This window comes from Thermoanaerobacter kivui (assembly GCF_000763575.1).
GTDB classification, from domain to species: Bacteria; Bacillota; Thermoanaerobacteria; order Thermoanaerobacterales; family Thermoanaerobacteraceae; genus Thermoanaerobacter; species Thermoanaerobacter kivui.
On record NZ_CP009170.1, the window covers coordinates 1,152,800 to 1,167,991 of the forward strand.

The 15,192-nt window shown below is 34.1% G+C and carries 19 protein-coding genes and 1 pseudogene; all 20 read left to right on the forward strand.

From position 1 onward, the window contains the following. Nucleotides 1–11: 11 nt before the first annotated feature. The 20 genes and pseudogenes from spoIIIAC to recN all read left to right on the forward strand — a co-directional run bounded on the left by spoIIIAC (nucleotide 12) and on the right by recN (nucleotide 15,080). Nucleotides 12–209 carry a stage III sporulation protein AC gene (gene spoIIIAC / locus TKV_RS05790; protein WP_003868788.1) on the forward strand — a complete coding sequence of 66 codons (198 nt, stop codon included), beginning with the start codon at nucleotides 12–14 and terminating at the stop codon, nucleotides 207–209. Nucleotides 210–217: 8 nt separating this feature from the next. Beyond that, nucleotides 218–604, forward strand: coding sequence for a stage III sporulation protein AD (gene spoIIIAD, locus TKV_RS05795; protein ID WP_049685138.1), 387 nt, complete (start codon nucleotides 218–220; stop codon nucleotides 602–604). Between the two features lie 12 nt (nucleotides 605–616). After that, nucleotides 617–1,774, forward strand: a complete 1,158-nt coding sequence (gene spoIIIAE / locus TKV_RS05800) for a stage III sporulation protein AE (protein WP_049685139.1) — start codon at nucleotides 617–619, stop codon at nucleotides 1,772–1,774. A gap of 8 nt (nucleotides 1,775–1,782) precedes the next feature. Further along, complete coding sequence (gene spoIIIAF, locus TKV_RS05805; protein ID WP_049685140.1) at nucleotides 1,783–2,364, forward strand: stage III sporulation protein AF; 582 nt, start codon at nucleotides 1,783–1,785, stop codon at nucleotides 2,362–2,364. A 19-nt stretch (nucleotides 2,365–2,383) separates the two neighbouring features. Continuing rightward, complete coding sequence (gene spoIIIAG / locus TKV_RS05810) at nucleotides 2,384–2,968, forward strand: stage III sporulation protein AG (RefSeq protein WP_049685141.1); 585 nt, start codon at nucleotides 2,384–2,386, stop codon at nucleotides 2,966–2,968. An 18-nt stretch (nucleotides 2,969–2,986) separates the two neighbouring features. Next, entirely contained in the window at nucleotides 2,987–3,532 is a 546-nt protein-coding gene (locus TKV_RS05815; RefSeq protein WP_049685142.1) for a SpoIIIAH-like family protein, read from the forward strand. Between the two features lie 101 nt (nucleotides 3,533–3,633). Further along, the gene (locus TKV_RS05820; RefSeq protein WP_049685143.1) at nucleotides 3,634–4,032 is read left to right on the forward strand and encodes an Asp23/Gls24 family envelope stress response protein; all 399 of its coding nucleotides are present in this window, start codon (nucleotides 3,634–3,636) and stop codon (nucleotides 4,030–4,032) included. Between the two features lie 62 nt (nucleotides 4,033–4,094). After that, nucleotides 4,095–4,628 carry an alkaline shock response membrane anchor protein AmaP gene (amaP, locus tag TKV_RS05825; RefSeq protein WP_049685144.1) on the forward strand — a complete coding sequence of 178 codons (534 nt, stop codon included), beginning with the start codon at nucleotides 4,095–4,097 and terminating at the stop codon, nucleotides 4,626–4,628. Nucleotides 4,629–4,630: 2 nt separating this feature from the next. Then, complete coding sequence (locus TKV_RS05830) at nucleotides 4,631–4,861, forward strand: DUF2273 domain-containing protein (protein WP_049685145.1); 231 nt, start codon at nucleotides 4,631–4,633, stop codon at nucleotides 4,859–4,861. 4 nt (nucleotides 4,862–4,865) lie between these two features. Beyond that, complete coding sequence (gene nusB / locus TKV_RS05835; protein WP_049685146.1) at nucleotides 4,866–5,291, forward strand: transcription antitermination factor NusB; 426 nt, start codon at nucleotides 4,866–4,868, stop codon at nucleotides 5,289–5,291. Between the two features lie 10 nt (nucleotides 5,292–5,301). After that, nucleotides 5,302–5,667 (forward strand): annotated as a pseudogene (locus TKV_RS05840) (bifunctional methylenetetrahydrofolate dehydrogenase/methenyltetrahydrofolate cyclohydrolase); the annotation flags it as partial. Further along, the gene (xseA, locus tag TKV_RS05845) at nucleotides 5,648–6,853 is read left to right on the forward strand and encodes an exodeoxyribonuclease VII large subunit (RefSeq protein WP_049685147.1); all 1,206 of its coding nucleotides are present in this window, start codon (nucleotides 5,648–5,650) and stop codon (nucleotides 6,851–6,853) included. The pseudogene TKV_RS05840 and the gene xseA, both read left to right, overlap by 20 nt. Further along, nucleotides 6,846–7,073 carry an exodeoxyribonuclease VII small subunit gene (gene xseB / locus TKV_RS05850; RefSeq protein WP_049685148.1) on the forward strand — a complete coding sequence of 76 codons (228 nt, stop codon included), beginning with the start codon at nucleotides 6,846–6,848 and terminating at the stop codon, nucleotides 7,071–7,073. Before xseA ends, xseB begins: the two co-directional genes overlap by 8 nt. Beyond that, complete coding sequence (locus TKV_RS05855) at nucleotides 7,066–7,950, forward strand: polyprenyl synthetase family protein (protein ID WP_049685149.1); 885 nt, start codon at nucleotides 7,066–7,068, stop codon at nucleotides 7,948–7,950. Before xseB ends, TKV_RS05855 begins: the two co-directional genes overlap by 8 nt. Nucleotides 7,951–8,705: 755 nt before the next feature. After that, nucleotides 8,706–9,293 (forward strand): hypothetical protein, encoded by a 588-nt coding sequence (locus TKV_RS05860; RefSeq protein ID WP_004396358.1) that lies wholly within the window; start codon nucleotides 8,706–8,708, stop codon nucleotides 9,291–9,293. Nucleotides 9,294–9,302: 9 nt separating this feature from the next. After that, on the forward strand, nucleotides 9,303–11,165 hold the full coding sequence (gene dxs, locus TKV_RS05865; protein ID WP_049685150.1) for a 1-deoxy-D-xylulose-5-phosphate synthase: 1,863 nt from the start codon (nucleotides 9,303–9,305) through the stop codon (nucleotides 11,163–11,165). Between the two features lie 2 nt (nucleotides 11,166–11,167). Beyond that, nucleotides 11,168–11,968 (forward strand): TlyA family RNA methyltransferase, encoded by an 801-nt coding sequence (locus tag TKV_RS05870; RefSeq protein WP_049685151.1) that lies wholly within the window; start codon nucleotides 11,168–11,170, stop codon nucleotides 11,966–11,968. A gap of 58 nt (nucleotides 11,969–12,026) precedes the next feature. Next, complete coding sequence (locus tag TKV_RS05875; RefSeq protein WP_049685152.1) at nucleotides 12,027–12,878, forward strand: NAD(+)/NADH kinase; 852 nt, start codon at nucleotides 12,027–12,029, stop codon at nucleotides 12,876–12,878. 27 nt (nucleotides 12,879–12,905) lie between these two features. Then, a complete protein-coding gene (locus TKV_RS05880; RefSeq protein ID WP_049685153.1) occupies nucleotides 12,906–13,361 on the forward strand; it encodes an arginine repressor in 456 nt (151 codons plus the stop codon). Between the two features lie 18 nt (nucleotides 13,362–13,379). Next, nucleotides 13,380–15,080: a DNA repair protein RecN gene (gene recN / locus TKV_RS05885; RefSeq protein ID WP_049685154.1), complete on the forward strand. Its 1,701-nt coding sequence runs from the start codon at nucleotides 13,380–13,382 to the stop codon at nucleotides 15,078–15,080. The last annotated feature ends 112 nt before the right edge of the window (nucleotides 15,081–15,192 follow it).

Below are 15,192 nucleotides of genomic sequence, written 5' to 3' on the forward strand. Positions count from 1 at the left end.
GGAGGATTATAATGAACATAGATATAATTTTTAAAATTGCAGCAATTGGTATTCTGGTAACAGTATTAAATCAAGTATTAATCCGTTCAGGACGAGAGGAACAAGCAATGATGGTGACACTGGCAGGAATAGTAGTGGTTTTGATGATGGTGATAAACATGATAAATAATTTGTTTAATGCTGTAAAAACAATATTTCAGCTTTATTAGGTGATACAATGGAAATATTTCAAATTGTTATTTTAGGAATAGTGGTTTTGATTATTTTGACAGTTCTAAGAGAAACAAATCCTGAAATAGCAATAATTTTAAGTTTGGTAGCCGGAGTCATTATCTTTATGATGATTCTTCCAAAACTCAGCGCAATTGTAGAAGTATTGAATACTCTTGCTAGAAAGAGTGGACTTGATAATATTTATTTTATGACAACTTTAAAAATCATTGGTATAGCTTACATAACAGAATTTGGTTCACAGTTGTGCATTGATGCAAATGAAAAAAATTTAGCATCAAAAATAGAAATAGCAGGAAAAATAATCATAATATTTCTCTCAATACCCATAATTATTGCACTTATGGAAACAATCCTTTCCATAATGCCGTGAGGTGTGAAGGATTTGAAAAAGGTGGTTTTTATATTTTTTTTGATTATAGCTCTTTTTAGTACAGCAAATGCTTATACCGGACAAGAGGAAATAGAAAATCAATTGAAGGGTATTGATACTTATCAGATTGACCAATTTGTAAAGAGTATCAATCAAAAAAATGGCAACATACTTCCTAATATTGATTTAAAGACTTACATAAAAAATGTTCTCTCAGGAAAACAAACTTTTAACATTAAAGATATACTAAACAGCTTACTTAGTCTTTTATTTAAAGAATTGTATTCCTCAATGAGATTTTTGGTACAGCTGGTAATTTTGGCGGTAATAGGCGGCATATTGATGAATTTACACAGTTCTTTTGAAGAAGAAAACATAAGCCAGATAGCTTTTTTAGCTGTGTACATGGTATTGGTTATTGTATCAGTGAAAAGCTTTATAGCGGCTTTAAACATAGGTAAAGAAGCAATTGACAATATGGTAGATTTTATGCAGTCTATGTTGCCTGTACTTATAACTTTGTTAATGTCAGTAGGAGCATTTACATCTGCTGCCTTTTTTCATCCTATTGTCATTGTCACAGTTGAGTTTATAGCACATTTAATGAGGGATTTCATTTTGCCAATAATTTTACTTATGACAGCAGTGAAAATCGTCGGAAATATTTCTGAAAAATTCAGTTTGAATAAAATGGGAGATTTTTTAAAAACCTTGTCTACTGCTTCAATGTCAATTTTATTAAGTATTTTTTTAGGGGTAATAACTATACAAGGGCTATCTTCCTCTATGGCCGATGGCGTAATATCGAGAACAGCGAAATATACAGTTGGCGCTTTTTTACCTGTAGTTGGAGGGCTTTTATCTGATAGCATTGATGCAGTTATAGGGGCCTCCCTTTTAATAAAAGGTGCTGTAGGGACATATGGCCTTATTGCAATTGTGTTAATTGTTGCGATGCCTTTAATAAAACTTTTATCTCTAATAATTATATACAGATTTGCTGCAGCGGTAGTTGAGCCCATCGCTGATAAAAGAATTGTAAATTGTATTTCCGATGTAGCGACTTCTGTAACGTATATTTTTGCGGTACTGGCTTGTGTTACCGTCATGATGTTTTTCACAATAGCAGCTATTATAGGAACAGCCAGTGTGACTATCATGATGAGGTAGGTGAAAAGATGGAATTTTTAAAAAACTGGATAACTCAAATAGTATATATTGCAATACTCTCTATAATCTTGGAACTATTAGTACCCTCTTCCAGCCTTAAAAAATACGCAAAAGTTGCAATAGGCCTTGTAATAATGATTACAATATTAAATCCCTTGATAAGTTTTTTAAAAGGCGGAGCAAATTTAGAAGCCCAAGTGTTTAAAAACAATTATTACTTGAAAAACATTGATATAGACCAAATTTCAAAAGAAGCTGAAAGACAAAGAAATAATTTAATTGTCAAAGAATACAAAAAAAGATTAGTTGAGCAGATAAAGGCTAAAATTTTGAATCTATACAACATAGACAATGTAGATGTCAGTGTTTCAATTGTAGAGGATATGGAAGATAAAGACTTTGGTAAAGTAAAAGAAGTTGTGCTGTCTTTTAAAAATGCTAAAATTGTTTCGCAAAAAACTGGAGAAGTTAAAAAAATAGAATTGGGTGAATCAAAACCTAATGAAAAATTTGACTATCAAGAAATTAAAAAAACCATAAGTGCATTCTATAATGCACCTTTAAAGAATATAACTATAGAAGAGAAATAGAGTGAAAGGAGGTACTTTGGTGGATTTTAATAAACTTAAGGATAAACTCATAAAGGACAACAAAAAGATGATCGAAAACTTGACAGTGATATTTTTAATAGGCTTGATATTGCTGATTGGTGCGAGCACTTTTTCAAAACCTCGCCCTTCGAATAATGATAGTGGCAAAGAATTAGTATTAGAACAAAAAAGAGAAGACAAAACTGAGGACTACGCTAAGCGACTAGAAATAGACCTTAAAAATATATTGTCAAAGATTGAAGGGGTGGGGAATGTCGATGTACTTATAACCCTTAATTCAGACGAAGAAGTAGTGGCAGCGATGGATGTTGTAGAGTCCAGTACTACCACAAATGAAAAAGACAGCAGCGGAGGAATACGAGAGACGACACAGACTGAATCAAACAACAGAATTGTAACTTCTCAAGATACCACCGGACAAAGTGTGCCTATAGTCCTAAAAAAAATAATGCCAGAAATACGAGGAGTGATTGTGGTAGCTGATGGAGCAAAAGACCCAAGGTTAAGATACGAACTTTCTTCGGCAGTACAAACTGCCCTTGGAATTCCAGCTTATAAAGTAAAGGTTATATCGTCAAAATAAAATTGGGGAGGAGTTGTTATGGTGTATATGAAAAAGAAACTTGTGGCAATAGTTTCTCTTATCTTGTTAATCGCTATCGCTTTTGTTTTAAACTATGGGTATACTAACAAAAAAGAACAGGTTACTAAAAATCAATATGGAAGCAATTTAGAGACTGTGACAACTACCAGCTCAACGACTGAAACAAAACTTACAGATAAAGACAAACTTTTTACAGGTATATTTACTACTTATAGAGAAGAAAGAGAGATAAATAGAAGCAGAAGTATTGATGCTTTAAAAGAAATAGTTGAAAATAAAAATACCAGTCAAGCTACCAGAGACCAAGCGCAAAGGCAGATAATCAAACTCACAGAGATAACAAACCAAGAGATGATAATTGAAAACCTCATTAAGGCTAAAGGATTTCAAGATGCTGTTGTTTTGATTGACAACGGTATAGTAAATGTAATAGTGCAAGCTGATAAATTATCAGAACAAGAAGTAGCGCAAATTCAAGACATTGTATCCAGACAGACGGGCGTTTCTTTAGACAATATAAAAATCATGACTAGATTGGAATAGAAAAATTTAATTGTTTTTATAAGTTGGATTATGGTATAATTTATTTGACAAATATTTATTTTCTCTAAAAATTTTTTACTTTTTAAAGGGGTGAAACTGTTATGGAAGAAAATATTAATTTGACAGAAAAACAAGAATTGGGAACTATAAAGATTTCTGAAGAAGTTGTAAGCGTAATTGCAGGATTGGCGGCAACTGAAGTACCAGGTGTTGCAGGCATGAGCGGGGGAGTTGTAAACGGCATTTCAGAGATGTTGGGAAGAAAAAATTTAGGTAAGGGTGTAAAAGTAGAGGTAGGGGAAAAAGAAGCAGTTGTGGATTTGTACTTAATAGTGGATTATGGTGTAAGAATACCTGAAGTAGCTTGGAACGTTCAGGAAAATGTAAAGAATTCTATAGAAAGCATGACAGGGTTAAAAGTTGTAGAAGTCAATATTCATGTTCAGGGTGTTAATATGGATAAGGAGGTCAAAGCGGAAGCAAAAAAACAAGAAAATTAACCATCAGATCAAACTAACCCTCTGAAAAACCAGAGGGTTAGTTTGGATTGGAGGAATTGAAAATGAAGTTGCTAAGCAGATTTTTATTGGCACTTTTTACTTTTATTGTTTTGGTTTTTTCTGTATTATTAATAGCTCTAAGTTTTGGTATAATAAATATGGATTCAATTACCACGGTTATAAAGAATTTGCACGGTAACTGGGTATATTCGATATTAGGGGTATTTCTTATAATTGCAAGTTTAATATTACTATTTGATGGAACAAGCAAGAGAAGTGCGATTGCCGGAGTGACTCTCACAAGTAAGTACGGAGATATAAATATTTCATATGATACAATAATAAGTTTGGCAGAAAAACAGGTGAGGAAAATAGATGGTGTAAAGAGCTTAAATATATATGCCTCTAAAAATCAAGATAAAGTACAATTGACTATGAATGTGACAATTGCTCCTGATGTCATAATTCCAGAAATAATACAAGTAGTGCAAAAGGAGATTAAAGAGTATATAGAAAGAAATACTTCTATATACATAGAAAATATCAAAGTAAATGTGGTCAATACAAATTCTACCGTAAAAATGAGGGTGGAATAGTTATGGACATCGACAAATTTTTTGAGGTATTTAAAGAAAATAAAGGTAAAATAATTGGTGTTATATTGGGTTTTATAGTTGCTTTGAGTATCTTGTTAATAGGTTTTTTTAAAACTATATTTATAGGAATTTGTATAATTGGAGGATATTATATTGGTAAAAAAATTGATGAAGGAGAAAACATAGCTAATTTGGTAGATAGTATTTTGCCACCCTGGAAGAGAAGGAGTTGATTTTGTGAACAGAACAGAAGCTCGAGAATGGGTTGTTAAAATGCTGTACCAATACGATGTGTCGCGATTGCCCGTATCTAAAATATTTGAAAATTTTTACAAAGATAATGACCCAGGTCAGCAAAAGGAATACATAGAGAGCACGGTAGTCGAAGTTATCAATCATTTACAAGAAATTGATAAAGAAATAGAAAAATACTCTGAAAGTTGGGCTATTAATAGAATGCCAAAGATAGATTTAGCGATTTTAAGGTGTAGTATTTATGAGATTTTGTACAGAGAGGATATACCAATAAGTGTTTCCATAAATGAGGCAGTTGAAATAGCTAAAAAGTATAGCACTGAAAATTCTCCTGCTTTTATAAACGGGTTGTTGGGGGCATTTGTAAGGGATAAAGGGTTAGAGGAAGGTGAAACAAATGATAATTGATGGCAAAGAGATTTCAAAAAGCAATATTTTAGGTAAGCCTGTGGCGAAACTTTTGTTGGACAAAAATTGCACAGTGACTGTATGCCATTCAAAGACGAAGGATTTGACAATGTACACAAAACAAGCAGATATTTTAGTACTGGCAGCGGGAAAGATTAACTTGATAAATGGCAATATGATTAAAGAGGGGGTTATACTTATAGATGCGTGTATAAACGTTTACCAAGGGAATATATACGGAGATGCGGATTTTGAGAGCGTAAAAGATTTGTGCCCTTATGTCACACCAGTTCCGGGAGGGGTGGGACCTGTCACCACAGCTATGATACTTAAAAATACTTTGGAGGCCTTTAAATATGCAGTTAAAGGCGCTTGAAGTTAGAGAGATTACAGAATACATCAAAAAAATGATGGACAATGACATAATCTTAAGAAACGTCCGTGTAAGAGGAGAAATATCCAATTTAAAGTATCACAGCACTGGAATATATTTTACATTGAAAGATGAAGTTTCTTCTCTAAAATGTGTGATGTTCAATGACTACAGAAAACTTTTAAATTTTACTTTGGAAGATGGAATGTCGGTAATGGTAACAGGCAAAATAACGGTTTATGAAAAAAATGGCACTTATCAGTTATATGCTCAAAGTGTACAATCAGACGGCGTAGGAGCATTGTACCTTGCTTTTAACAAGCTTAAAGAAAAACTTCAAAAGGAAGGGCTTTTTGATTCTGACAAAAAGAAACCCATCCCCAAAAATCCTAAAAAGATTGCTGTTGTGACTTCTCCTACAGGGGCTGTAATACGGGATATAATAACAATTTCAAAAAGGAGAAATCCTACGGTAGATATTTTAGTAGTTCCTGTTTTAGTTCAGGGTAGTTCAGCAGCCGATGAAATATGCCAAGCCCTTGAAATTTTAAACAAAAGAAGTGATGTGGATGTCATCATTTTAGCAAGGGGAGGGGGATCTTTAGAAGAGATTTGGCCTTTTAATGAGGAGAAAGTGGCAAGGTGCATTCATGCCTCTAAAATTCCAGTTGTGTCTGCAGTAGGGCATGAGACCGATTTTACTATTTCTGATTTTGTGTCTGATTTGAGAGCACCCACTCCTTCTGCAGCTGCAGAAATTGTAGTGCCAGATATAAAAGTTTATCAAAGAGAGATATTTTTATTAAAAACAAAACTCATAGCCTTAATGATTGGGGAGTTGAAGCGGAAAAGAAAAGATATTGAAGGGTTAAAAAAAGTTCTTTATCTCAACAGTCCTATTAAGAAGAGTGAAATTTTAAGGCATAAAATTGATAATTTAAAAACTTCTTTATACAAAGAAATGCTTTCTATATATAATCGTAAAAAAAATGAGTTTTACATTCTAATTGAAAAGTTAAATTCCTTAAGCCCTTTGAATGTGCTTACAAGGGGCTATACAATTGTTTTGGACTCCCAGGAAAGAGTTATATCTACTGTGAAGGCTATAAATCCTCAAGAAGAGATAAAAATTATGTTCAAAGATGGTGAAGCTAAAGCGGTCATAAGCGAGGTGAGCAGTTATGAATGAAGAATTGAGCTTTGAGGAGGAAATGACAAGATTAGAGGAAATTGTTACTACGTTGGAAAAAGGAAATTTATTACTAGAAGAATCTTTTAATCTATTTAAAGAAGGGATTGAAATATCAAAGAGATTGGAAAAGAGATTAAGAGAAGTGGAAGGAAAAATAACACTTCTTATTAACGAAAGCGAAGAAATTGATTTTCAAGAGGAGGAAAATGATGTTTGAAGAACAACTGAGAAAAAAACAACAGCTTGTTGAAGAGGAATTGCACAGGATATTGGATATAGATGAAAAACCAGAGATAATTTATGAAGCCATGAGATACAGTGTATTTGCAGGTGGAAAGAGGTTAAGACCTGTATTATGTCTTTCCTCTTGTGAGCTTTTAGGAGGAGATTTGAATAAAGCACTTCCTGTAGCCTGTGCCATAGAGCTTATACACACTTATTCGCTTATACACGATGACCTGCCGGCAATGGACAATGATGACTTGAGAAGGGGAAAGCCTACAAACCACAAAGTTTACGGAGAAGCTATTGCAATTCTTGCCGGAGATGGTCTTTTAAATTTAGGTTATGAAGTTTTAGTTAGATACGCGTTAGAAAATCCCCAGGATTATGAAAGAATTTTAAAGGCGACAAATGAGATTGCAAGAGCATCGGGATGCAAAGGAATTATAGGTGGGCAGGTAGTAGATATTTTGTCACAGAATACCAAAATTAGTTATGAAGAATTGAAGTTTATGCATGAACATAAGACAGGGGCATTGATAGAGGCATCTGTTTGTGCAGGTGCTTACATTGCTGGCGCTACAGAAGAGGATATTAAAGTATTGAGAGAGTATGCAAATTTGATAGGTTTTGCCTTTCAAATAAAAGACGACATATTAAATGTTATAGGAGAAGAAGAAAAACTAGGGAAGAAGGTAGGTAGCGATAAAGAAAAAGGCAAATCGACTTTTGTGAATATCTTTGGCTTAGAGAAATCTCAAGAGATGGTAAGGGAGCTTACCCAAAATGCTATAAGGATTTTAGATAGATTTGGCAAAAAAGCGCAGTTTCTGAAAGAATTGTCTAATTATTTAATAGAGAGAGTAAACTAAAGCATAGGTGAGTATTGACAATGCTTTTTGAAAGAAATGAGTTTTTTGACAGTTAAATGACTGTAGCAACCTTCTACAGACTTTGTAGAGGTTTGATATTGTCATTTTTATTATGTTATAATTAATATACCTTGAAAAGAAAGGCAAAGTGGTGCAGTATCCTAGTCAGAGGCGCTAATCCCGAAGACGGGCCTAAAAATCCGTCAAGGGCACATCGATGAAGTTCCTGGTGCTGGCTTTCAACGCCCAGTTGGGGGCTGGTGCTGGGAGTTAAGGAGGGGGGGCGATCCACAATGGCATGTGGGCGTTGACCCTTCCTCCGCGGAGACCTACTTGCGTGGCTTTTACAGGCTACGGGGTAGGATGAACCTGTCTCGCGGCCATAAAGCTGCGGACAGTGTAGCCTGCCTTGAGTGATTCGGGTGGATATCAGTTGTAAGCCATAATTCAAAGAGCTCTTGAATTACTGGCTATTGCTGATGAAACCCGAATTGCAAAAGAGGATAGGGGTTAGTCCCTCTGTTGAGGAAAACTCCTAGGCTGCGCCTTGCCGGGCGGCATATTGGGGATTACGGTGCGGACTAAGTGGTAGTCCAGTCTTACCTTTGGCGACAAGGTAAAAGCGGGCTTAAAGGGGAACCGCTGAACGGCGACGTTCAGTGCACGCTTGGGAAATCCTACTGGACCTAAGCCGCAAAGTTTACCCAATATGCTACCACTTTGCCTTTATACATGTAGGAGGTCTTTTTTTTATTATGAAAAATAAAAACATAAATACGAATTATAAGTGGATTTTACATATAACTATTATAACCTTTTTTCTTGCCACTATATTAAATTTTTTTTCTGATGTTGCATTAAAAGAGAGCAATCTCCTTGTAGCCTTTTGTATTCTTGGTTTTATAGTGTTAATTGGTATAATTTTTGATATAATAGGTACAGCAGTAATTTCAGGCAGAGAAGAACCTTTTCATGCAATGGCGGCTAAAAAAGTATTTGGAGCAAAGGAAGCCATAAAACTTCTTAGAAATGCTAATATTGTGGCTAATTTTTGCAATGACGTAGTAGGAGATATTTCTGGAATTGTTTCTGGTGCTGCTCTGATGGCAATAATTGTAAAATTAGCTTTTGAGGGACCCAAAGGTTCTATTTATACTGCGATTTTAGGAGGTTTATTATCTGCCATTACAATTGGAGGAAAAGCTATTGGTAAAAATATAGGTATAGCTAAAAGCCAGTCTATTGTTTATACAGTTGCTGTAATTTTTGCTTGGATAGAAAAAAACACGGGTATAAAGATTTTGCCCGATTATAAAAATAATAAAAGGAAAAAAAGAAAGTGAGGGTTTTAAATGTTAGAACAAATTAACAGCCCTTATGATTTAAAAAAAATTGACAAAAAGGACTTTCCACTGCTTTGTGAAGAAATACGCCAGTTTTTAATAGAAAAGGTGTCTAAAACAGGTGGGCATTTAGCTTCAAACCTTGGAATTGTTGAACTTACAGTTGCACTTCACTATGTTTTTAATTCACCTGTTGACAAAATAATTTGGGATGTTGGGCATCAATGTTATGTACATAAAATAATTACAGGTAGGAAAGACCAGTTTGATACTTTAAGGAAATTCAATGGCCTTTCTGGTTATACTAAAAGAACGGAAAGTGTGCATGATATATTTGGAGCAGGTCACAGTAGCACCTCTATATCTGCGGCATTGGGAATAGCAAGGGCTAGAGATTTAAACAATGAAAAATACTTTGTGGTGGCAGTAATTGGTGATGGAGCGTTAACAGGTGGTATGGCATTTGAAGCCTTAAATGATGCAGGTAGGTCTAAAACCGATTTGATTGTAGTTTTAAATCACAATGAGATGTCTATCTCCGAAAATGTCGGCAGTGTATCTTTATATTTGAGTAAACTCAGAACTGACCCGGGATATAATAAATTGAAGCAAGAAATTGACAATTTATTAAATATAATACCTCCAATTGGAAAGAACTTGCACAGGTATATTGAAAAAATTAAAGATTCTGTAAAACAATTGGTAGTGCCGGGAATGTTTTTTGAAGAAATGGGATTTACGTATTTGGGACCTATTGACGGACATGATACTGAAATGCTCATAGAAGTTTTAGAAAGAGCGAAGAAAATGAAAGGTCCTATTTTAGTGCATGTCATCACAAAAAAAGGCAAAGGTTATAAATTTGCAGAAAAAAAACCTGATAAGTTTCATTCGGCGGCTCCTTTTGATATAGAAACAGGCAAATTTGTCAGTGAAGGCCAAGCTACATATTCTGATGTATTCGGAAAGACGCTTACTGAAATGGCTTTAAGAGATAAAAAAATCGTCGCCATAACTGCTGCAATGCCAGAAGGAACAGGGCTTATTCATTTTGCAAAATTGATTCCTGAGAGATTTTTTGATGTGGGAATAGCCGAACAACATGCTACGACTTTTGCGGCAGGAATGGCAGTACAAGGATATAAGCCGTATTTTGCAGTATATTCTACGTTTTTGCAAAGAGCTTACGACCAGCTTATACACGATGTATGTATACAAAAATTACCTGTTGTTTTTGCAATTGACAGAGCGGGAATTGTAGGAGAAGACGGAGAAACTCACCAAGGAGTCTTTGATTTGTCTTTTTTGAGAGCTGTACCCAATATCTCAATTATGTCTCCTAAAGATGCAAATGAATTGGTTGAAATGGTTAAGCTCTCGCGAAATCTCGATTTTCCCGTTGCAATAAGGTATCCACGAGGAAAAGCGGGTAGCTTTGATGTAAATAGAGAGTGTAATATAGAGTTCGGAAAAGCCGAAGTGATAAACAGCGGAGAAGAAATTGCAATTTTTGCTTTAGGCAGAATGGTAGCAAAAGCTGTAGAAACGCGAAAGATTCTTGCTGATTTTAATTTGAATCCATTTATTGTTAATTTGAGATTTGTAAAACCTTTGGATGAAGAATTGATTTTGGACATTTCAAGTAAAGTCAAATTAGTTGTCACAATAGAAGACAATGTAGTAGCTGGTGGCGTTGGAAGCGCTATCTTGGAACTTTTAAACTCTAAAGGAATATATAAACCTGTTTTGCGTTTAGGCTTTCCTGATAAATTTATAGAGCACGGAGATGTAGAGAACCTATTTAAAAAATACGGTTTAGACGCCAATTCAGTTGCCAATACTATATTACAAAAGTATAAGGAAATGATGTGAAAATGGCTGCACAAAAAGAAAGACTCGACGTTTTGCTTGTTCAAAAAGGTTTCTTCGCTTCAAGAGAAAAAGCGAAAGCTTCTATTATGGCAGGAGAAGTGTATGTTGAAGGCAAAAGGGTTGAAAAAGCCGGAGAATTTGTTAAAATAGATTCGCAAATTGAAATAAGAGGGAAAGCTTTACCTTATGTAAGTAGAGGTGGATTAAAACTCCAAAAGGCAATAGAAACTTTTAAGATTGATGTAAAAGGAAAAGTTGCTTTAGATATTGGTGCTTCTACAGGCGGTTTTACTGATTGCCTTTTAAAAAATGGAGCTTCAAAGGTATATGCTGTAGATGTGGGATATGGACAGCTGGACTGGGCACTTAGAAATGATTCAAGAGTTGTAAACATGGAAAAGACGAACATAAGGTATTTAGAGACTTTGCCTGAAATGGTGGATATAATCACCATAGATGTTTCTTTTATTTCTCTTGAATTGGTAATACCTTCTGCGGATAGGTTTTTAAAACCCAAAGGAGATTTAATAGCTCTTATAAAACCCCAATTTGAAGCAGGAAGAGAAAAGGTTGGCAAAAAAGGTGTTGTAAAAGACCAAAACGTTCATAAAGAGGTAATTGAAAAGATTATTTTTGTGCTAAAAAACCATTCCTACTCTATAATGGGGCTTACTTATTCTCCCATTAAAGGTGCTGAAGGAAATATAGAGTATTTAATTCTTGGAATAAAAGAAGTCGATGACAGTAAAGACATCGACATTGCAAAAATTGTGGAAGAAGCTTTTGAAAGTTTGAATAAATAAAATATTTAGCAGGAAAATTTACTTTTTTGTAGAATATCATAAATGTGGTGATATAATAATGAAAAAAGTCGGAGTGATCCCAAATATAAACAAAGACAAAGATTTAGAGACAACAAAATCGGTAGTGGAATGGCTTCTTGACCATGATACCGAACCATACCTTAATGAGATTATTGCTTCCAAAATAGGATATAATGAATATGGCAGAATATCTACAGACATATACAGCAAATGCGATTTTATAATCGTTTTAGGTGGGGATGGCACTATTTTAAATGTAGCAAGGCTTTGTGCTCCATTTGGAACCCCTATTTTTGCTGTCAATTTAGGACATCTCGGGTTTCTTACAGAAGTAGATATTAATGATATCTTTCCTTCATTAGAAAAATTATACAGAGGAGAATATACTGTAGAAAAAAGGATGATGTTAGAAGCAAATGTTGTCAAAAACGATATGGAAATAATCAATTTTAGGGCCTTAAACGACATCGTGGTGACCAGGGGAGCTTTTTCGCGAATGGCTCGTTTAAAGGCTTATGTCAACGACAATTATGTAGATACTTATTTGTCAGATGGAGTGATCGTCGCAAGCCCTACTGGCTCAACTGCTTATTCTCTTTCCGCAGGAGGGCCTATTGTATACCCTACAGTAGAACTTTTGATAATAACACCTATTTGTCCTCACACCCTTTATTCGAGGTCTATTATTGTATCAGCGAAAGATATTGTAAAATTGGAAATAGATGAGGAAAATCAAGGCTTGATGATAACTACTGACGGACAACAAGGATATAAGCTAAACTATAGAGATGTCATCTATATTAAAAAAAGCAATGAATACACTAACCTTATAAAAGTTAAAAATACTAATTTTTTTGATTTGCTGCGAGACAAGCTAACAGAAAGATAAAAAGTTTTTGAAGAGGTGAATTTATACATGATGAAAATAGCGAGACATGCTAAAATTCTCGAAATAATTTCTGAAAAGGAGATCGAAACGCAGGAAGAACTAGCTGCAGAACTTCAAAAACAGGGTATTGATGTGACACAGGCAACCGTTTCAAGAGACATAAAAGAATTGCGATTAATTAAAGTTTTAACAGAGGATGGAAAAAGATACAAGTACGCCCCTATGGGAAAAGTAGATAGCCATATCTCTGACAGGCTTATGACTTTGTTGTCAGAATCTATAGTAAACGTGGATTATGCTGGAAATATCATAGCTATAAAAACGTTATCAGGCACAGCTCCCGCAGCAGCAGAGGCGATTGATACATTAAATTGGAAAGATATTGTAGGTACTTTGGCAGGAGATAATACTATCTTTGTTTTAGTGCGAAGTGAACAAGCTGTTGGGGAATTAGTAGAGAAGTTTAAGAAATTGATTAAATAACTTTGGAGGGTTTATCCTATGATCCTTGCACTTAGCATTCAAAACGTCGCACTTATTGACAAAGCAGAGATACAATTTGAAGAAGGGCTCAATGTATTAACAGGAGAAACAGGTGCAGGAAAGTCTATTGTGATTGATTCTGTCATGTTGCTTTTAGGTAGCAGAGCCAGCAAAGAAATAATAAGAACTGGCGAAGAAAAGGCTATTGTAGAAGGGATATTTTTTGTGGATTCCAACAAAGATAAAATTGTAGAAATTTTAGAAGAAGCAGGTTTGAGTTTAGAAGAGGATGATACTCTGATTATAAATAGAGAAATAACCACCAGCGGAAGGAACTATTGTAGAATAAATGGGAGAATCGTGCCTCTTTCTTTTTTAGCGAAAATCGGTTCTTTTTTGGTGGATATTTTGGGTCAGCATGAGCATCAATACCTTTTGGATAACAGCAAGCATTTATCTCTTTTAGACAGTTTTGGAGATGAGGAGTTTATAAATATAAAGGCAAAAATAAAAGAGCTATTAGAACAATACAGAGAAATACAAAGAGAACTGACTAAATTTTTTACAGATGAAAAAGAAAAAGCTTCTGCTATTGAACTTTTAAAGTACCAAATTGATGAGATTGAAAAAGGAAATTTAAGTGTAGAAGAGGAAAAAAAACTTTTAGAAAGAAGAAATTTATTAATAAACTTTGAAAAACTATTTAATTCCTTAAATTCCAGTTACAAGATTTTATATGAGAGTAGTGGAGGTTTTGCTGTTTTAGATAATTTGCATGTTGTTTTAAAAAATCTTGAAACTGCTGCTTCTATTGACGAAAAATTAAAAGGCTTAAAAGAAAAAATTGAAAACATAACATATGAGTTAGAAGATTGTGCTTTGCAAGTACGAGATTACTTAAGTGAACTAGATTTTAGCCAGCAAAGTTTAGATGAAGTAGAAAGAAGATTGGATCAAATAAATACTCTCAAAAGAAAATACGGTCCTACTATACAGCACATTTTAGAATTTAAAGAGGGAAAAATAAAAGAATTAGAAGACATATTGAATTCTGAAGAAAGGCAACAAAAACTTAAATTACAACAACAAAAACTATGGGATGAAATGATAAATTTAAGTGGGATATTGCATTTAAAAAGAAGAAAAATAGCAGAACACATTGAAAAAAATATAAACAACATATTAGCTGAACTAAATATGCCAAATGCCTTTTTTAAAGTTGAAATACAAAAATCAAAAGAACCAACAGAAACAGGTTTTGACAATGTAGAGTTTTTAATTTCCACTAATATAGGAGAACCTTTAAAGCCTTTATCTAAAATTGCTTCTGGTGGAGAACTTTCGAGAATCATGTTAGCTTTAAAGACCATATTAGCTGATGCGGATGGAATACCTACTTTAATTTTTGATGAAGTTGACACAGGAATAAGTGGAAAAACAGCCCAGTTGGTGGCAGAAAAGATGGCATATCTTTCTAAAAAACACCAAATAATTTGTGTCACCCATTTGCCTCAAATTGCGGCTATGGCAGATGCACATCATAAAATTTCCAAAATAACCCATAAGAACAGAACTTATATACATATAGAAAAACTTGACTATCAAGGAAAAATAAATGAATTATCAAGAATCATGAGTGGTTCAAATGTAACACAAACCACAATAGAACACTCCAAGGAATTATTGGAAATTGCAGATAAATTTAAAAGCAAAATTTAATATTTTAGCTTAAGCTCACTTCCTTTTACTGTTGGATAATATATTGACAGTATATAAAGCTTTCAAAAAGGTTAATTTAATTTTAGATTAAAATTTAGACGCAAAAAAGGAA

What these genes read in the sequence shown, in the direction of transcription:
- spoIIIAC (WP_003868788.1), top strand. Translation starts at nt 12, where the DNA reads ATGAACATAGATATAATTTTTAAAATTGCAGCAATTGGTATTCTGGTA.
- TKV_RS05855 (WP_049685149.1), top strand. Translation starts at nt 7,066, where the DNA reads ATGTTTGAAGAACAACTGAGAAAAAAACAACAGCTTGTTGAAGAGGAA.
- xseB (WP_049685148.1), top strand. Translation starts at nt 6,846, where the DNA reads ATGAATGAAGAATTGAGCTTTGAGGAGGAAATGACAAGATTAGAGGAA.
- TKV_RS05830 (WP_049685145.1), top strand. Translation starts at nt 4,631, where the DNA reads ATGGACATCGACAAATTTTTTGAGGTATTTAAAGAAAATAAAGGTAAA.
- TKV_RS05860 (WP_004396358.1), top strand. Translation starts at nt 8,706, where the DNA reads ATGAAAAATAAAAACATAAATACGAATTATAAGTGGATTTTACATATA.
- TKV_RS05875 (WP_049685152.1), top strand. Translation starts at nt 12,027, where the DNA reads ATGAAAAAAGTCGGAGTGATCCCAAATATAAACAAAGACAAAGATTTA.
- TKV_RS05880 (WP_049685153.1), top strand. Translation starts at nt 12,906, where the DNA reads ATGATGAAAATAGCGAGACATGCTAAAATTCTCGAAATAATTTCTGAA.
- spoIIIAD (WP_049685138.1), top strand. Translation starts at nt 218, where the DNA reads ATGGAAATATTTCAAATTGTTATTTTAGGAATAGTGGTTTTGATTATT.
- TKV_RS05815 (WP_049685142.1), top strand. Translation starts at nt 2,987, where the DNA reads ATGGTGTATATGAAAAAGAAACTTGTGGCAATAGTTTCTCTTATCTTG.
- TKV_RS05870 (WP_049685151.1), top strand. Translation starts at nt 11,168, where the DNA reads ATGGCTGCACAAAAAGAAAGACTCGACGTTTTGCTTGTTCAAAAAGGT.
- dxs (WP_049685150.1), top strand. Translation starts at nt 9,303, where the DNA reads ATGTTAGAACAAATTAACAGCCCTTATGATTTAAAAAAAATTGACAAA.
- spoIIIAF (WP_049685140.1), top strand. Translation starts at nt 1,783, where the DNA reads ATGGAATTTTTAAAAAACTGGATAACTCAAATAGTATATATTGCAATA.
- TKV_RS05820 (WP_049685143.1), top strand. Translation starts at nt 3,634, where the DNA reads ATGGAAGAAAATATTAATTTGACAGAAAAACAAGAATTGGGAACTATA.
- amaP (WP_049685144.1), top strand. Translation starts at nt 4,095, where the DNA reads ATGAAGTTGCTAAGCAGATTTTTATTGGCACTTTTTACTTTTATTGTT.
- recN (WP_049685154.1), top strand. Translation starts at nt 13,380, where the DNA reads ATGATCCTTGCACTTAGCATTCAAAACGTCGCACTTATTGACAAAGCA.
- xseA (WP_049685147.1), top strand. Translation starts at nt 5,648, where the DNA reads ATGCAGTTAAAGGCGCTTGAAGTTAGAGAGATTACAGAATACATCAAA.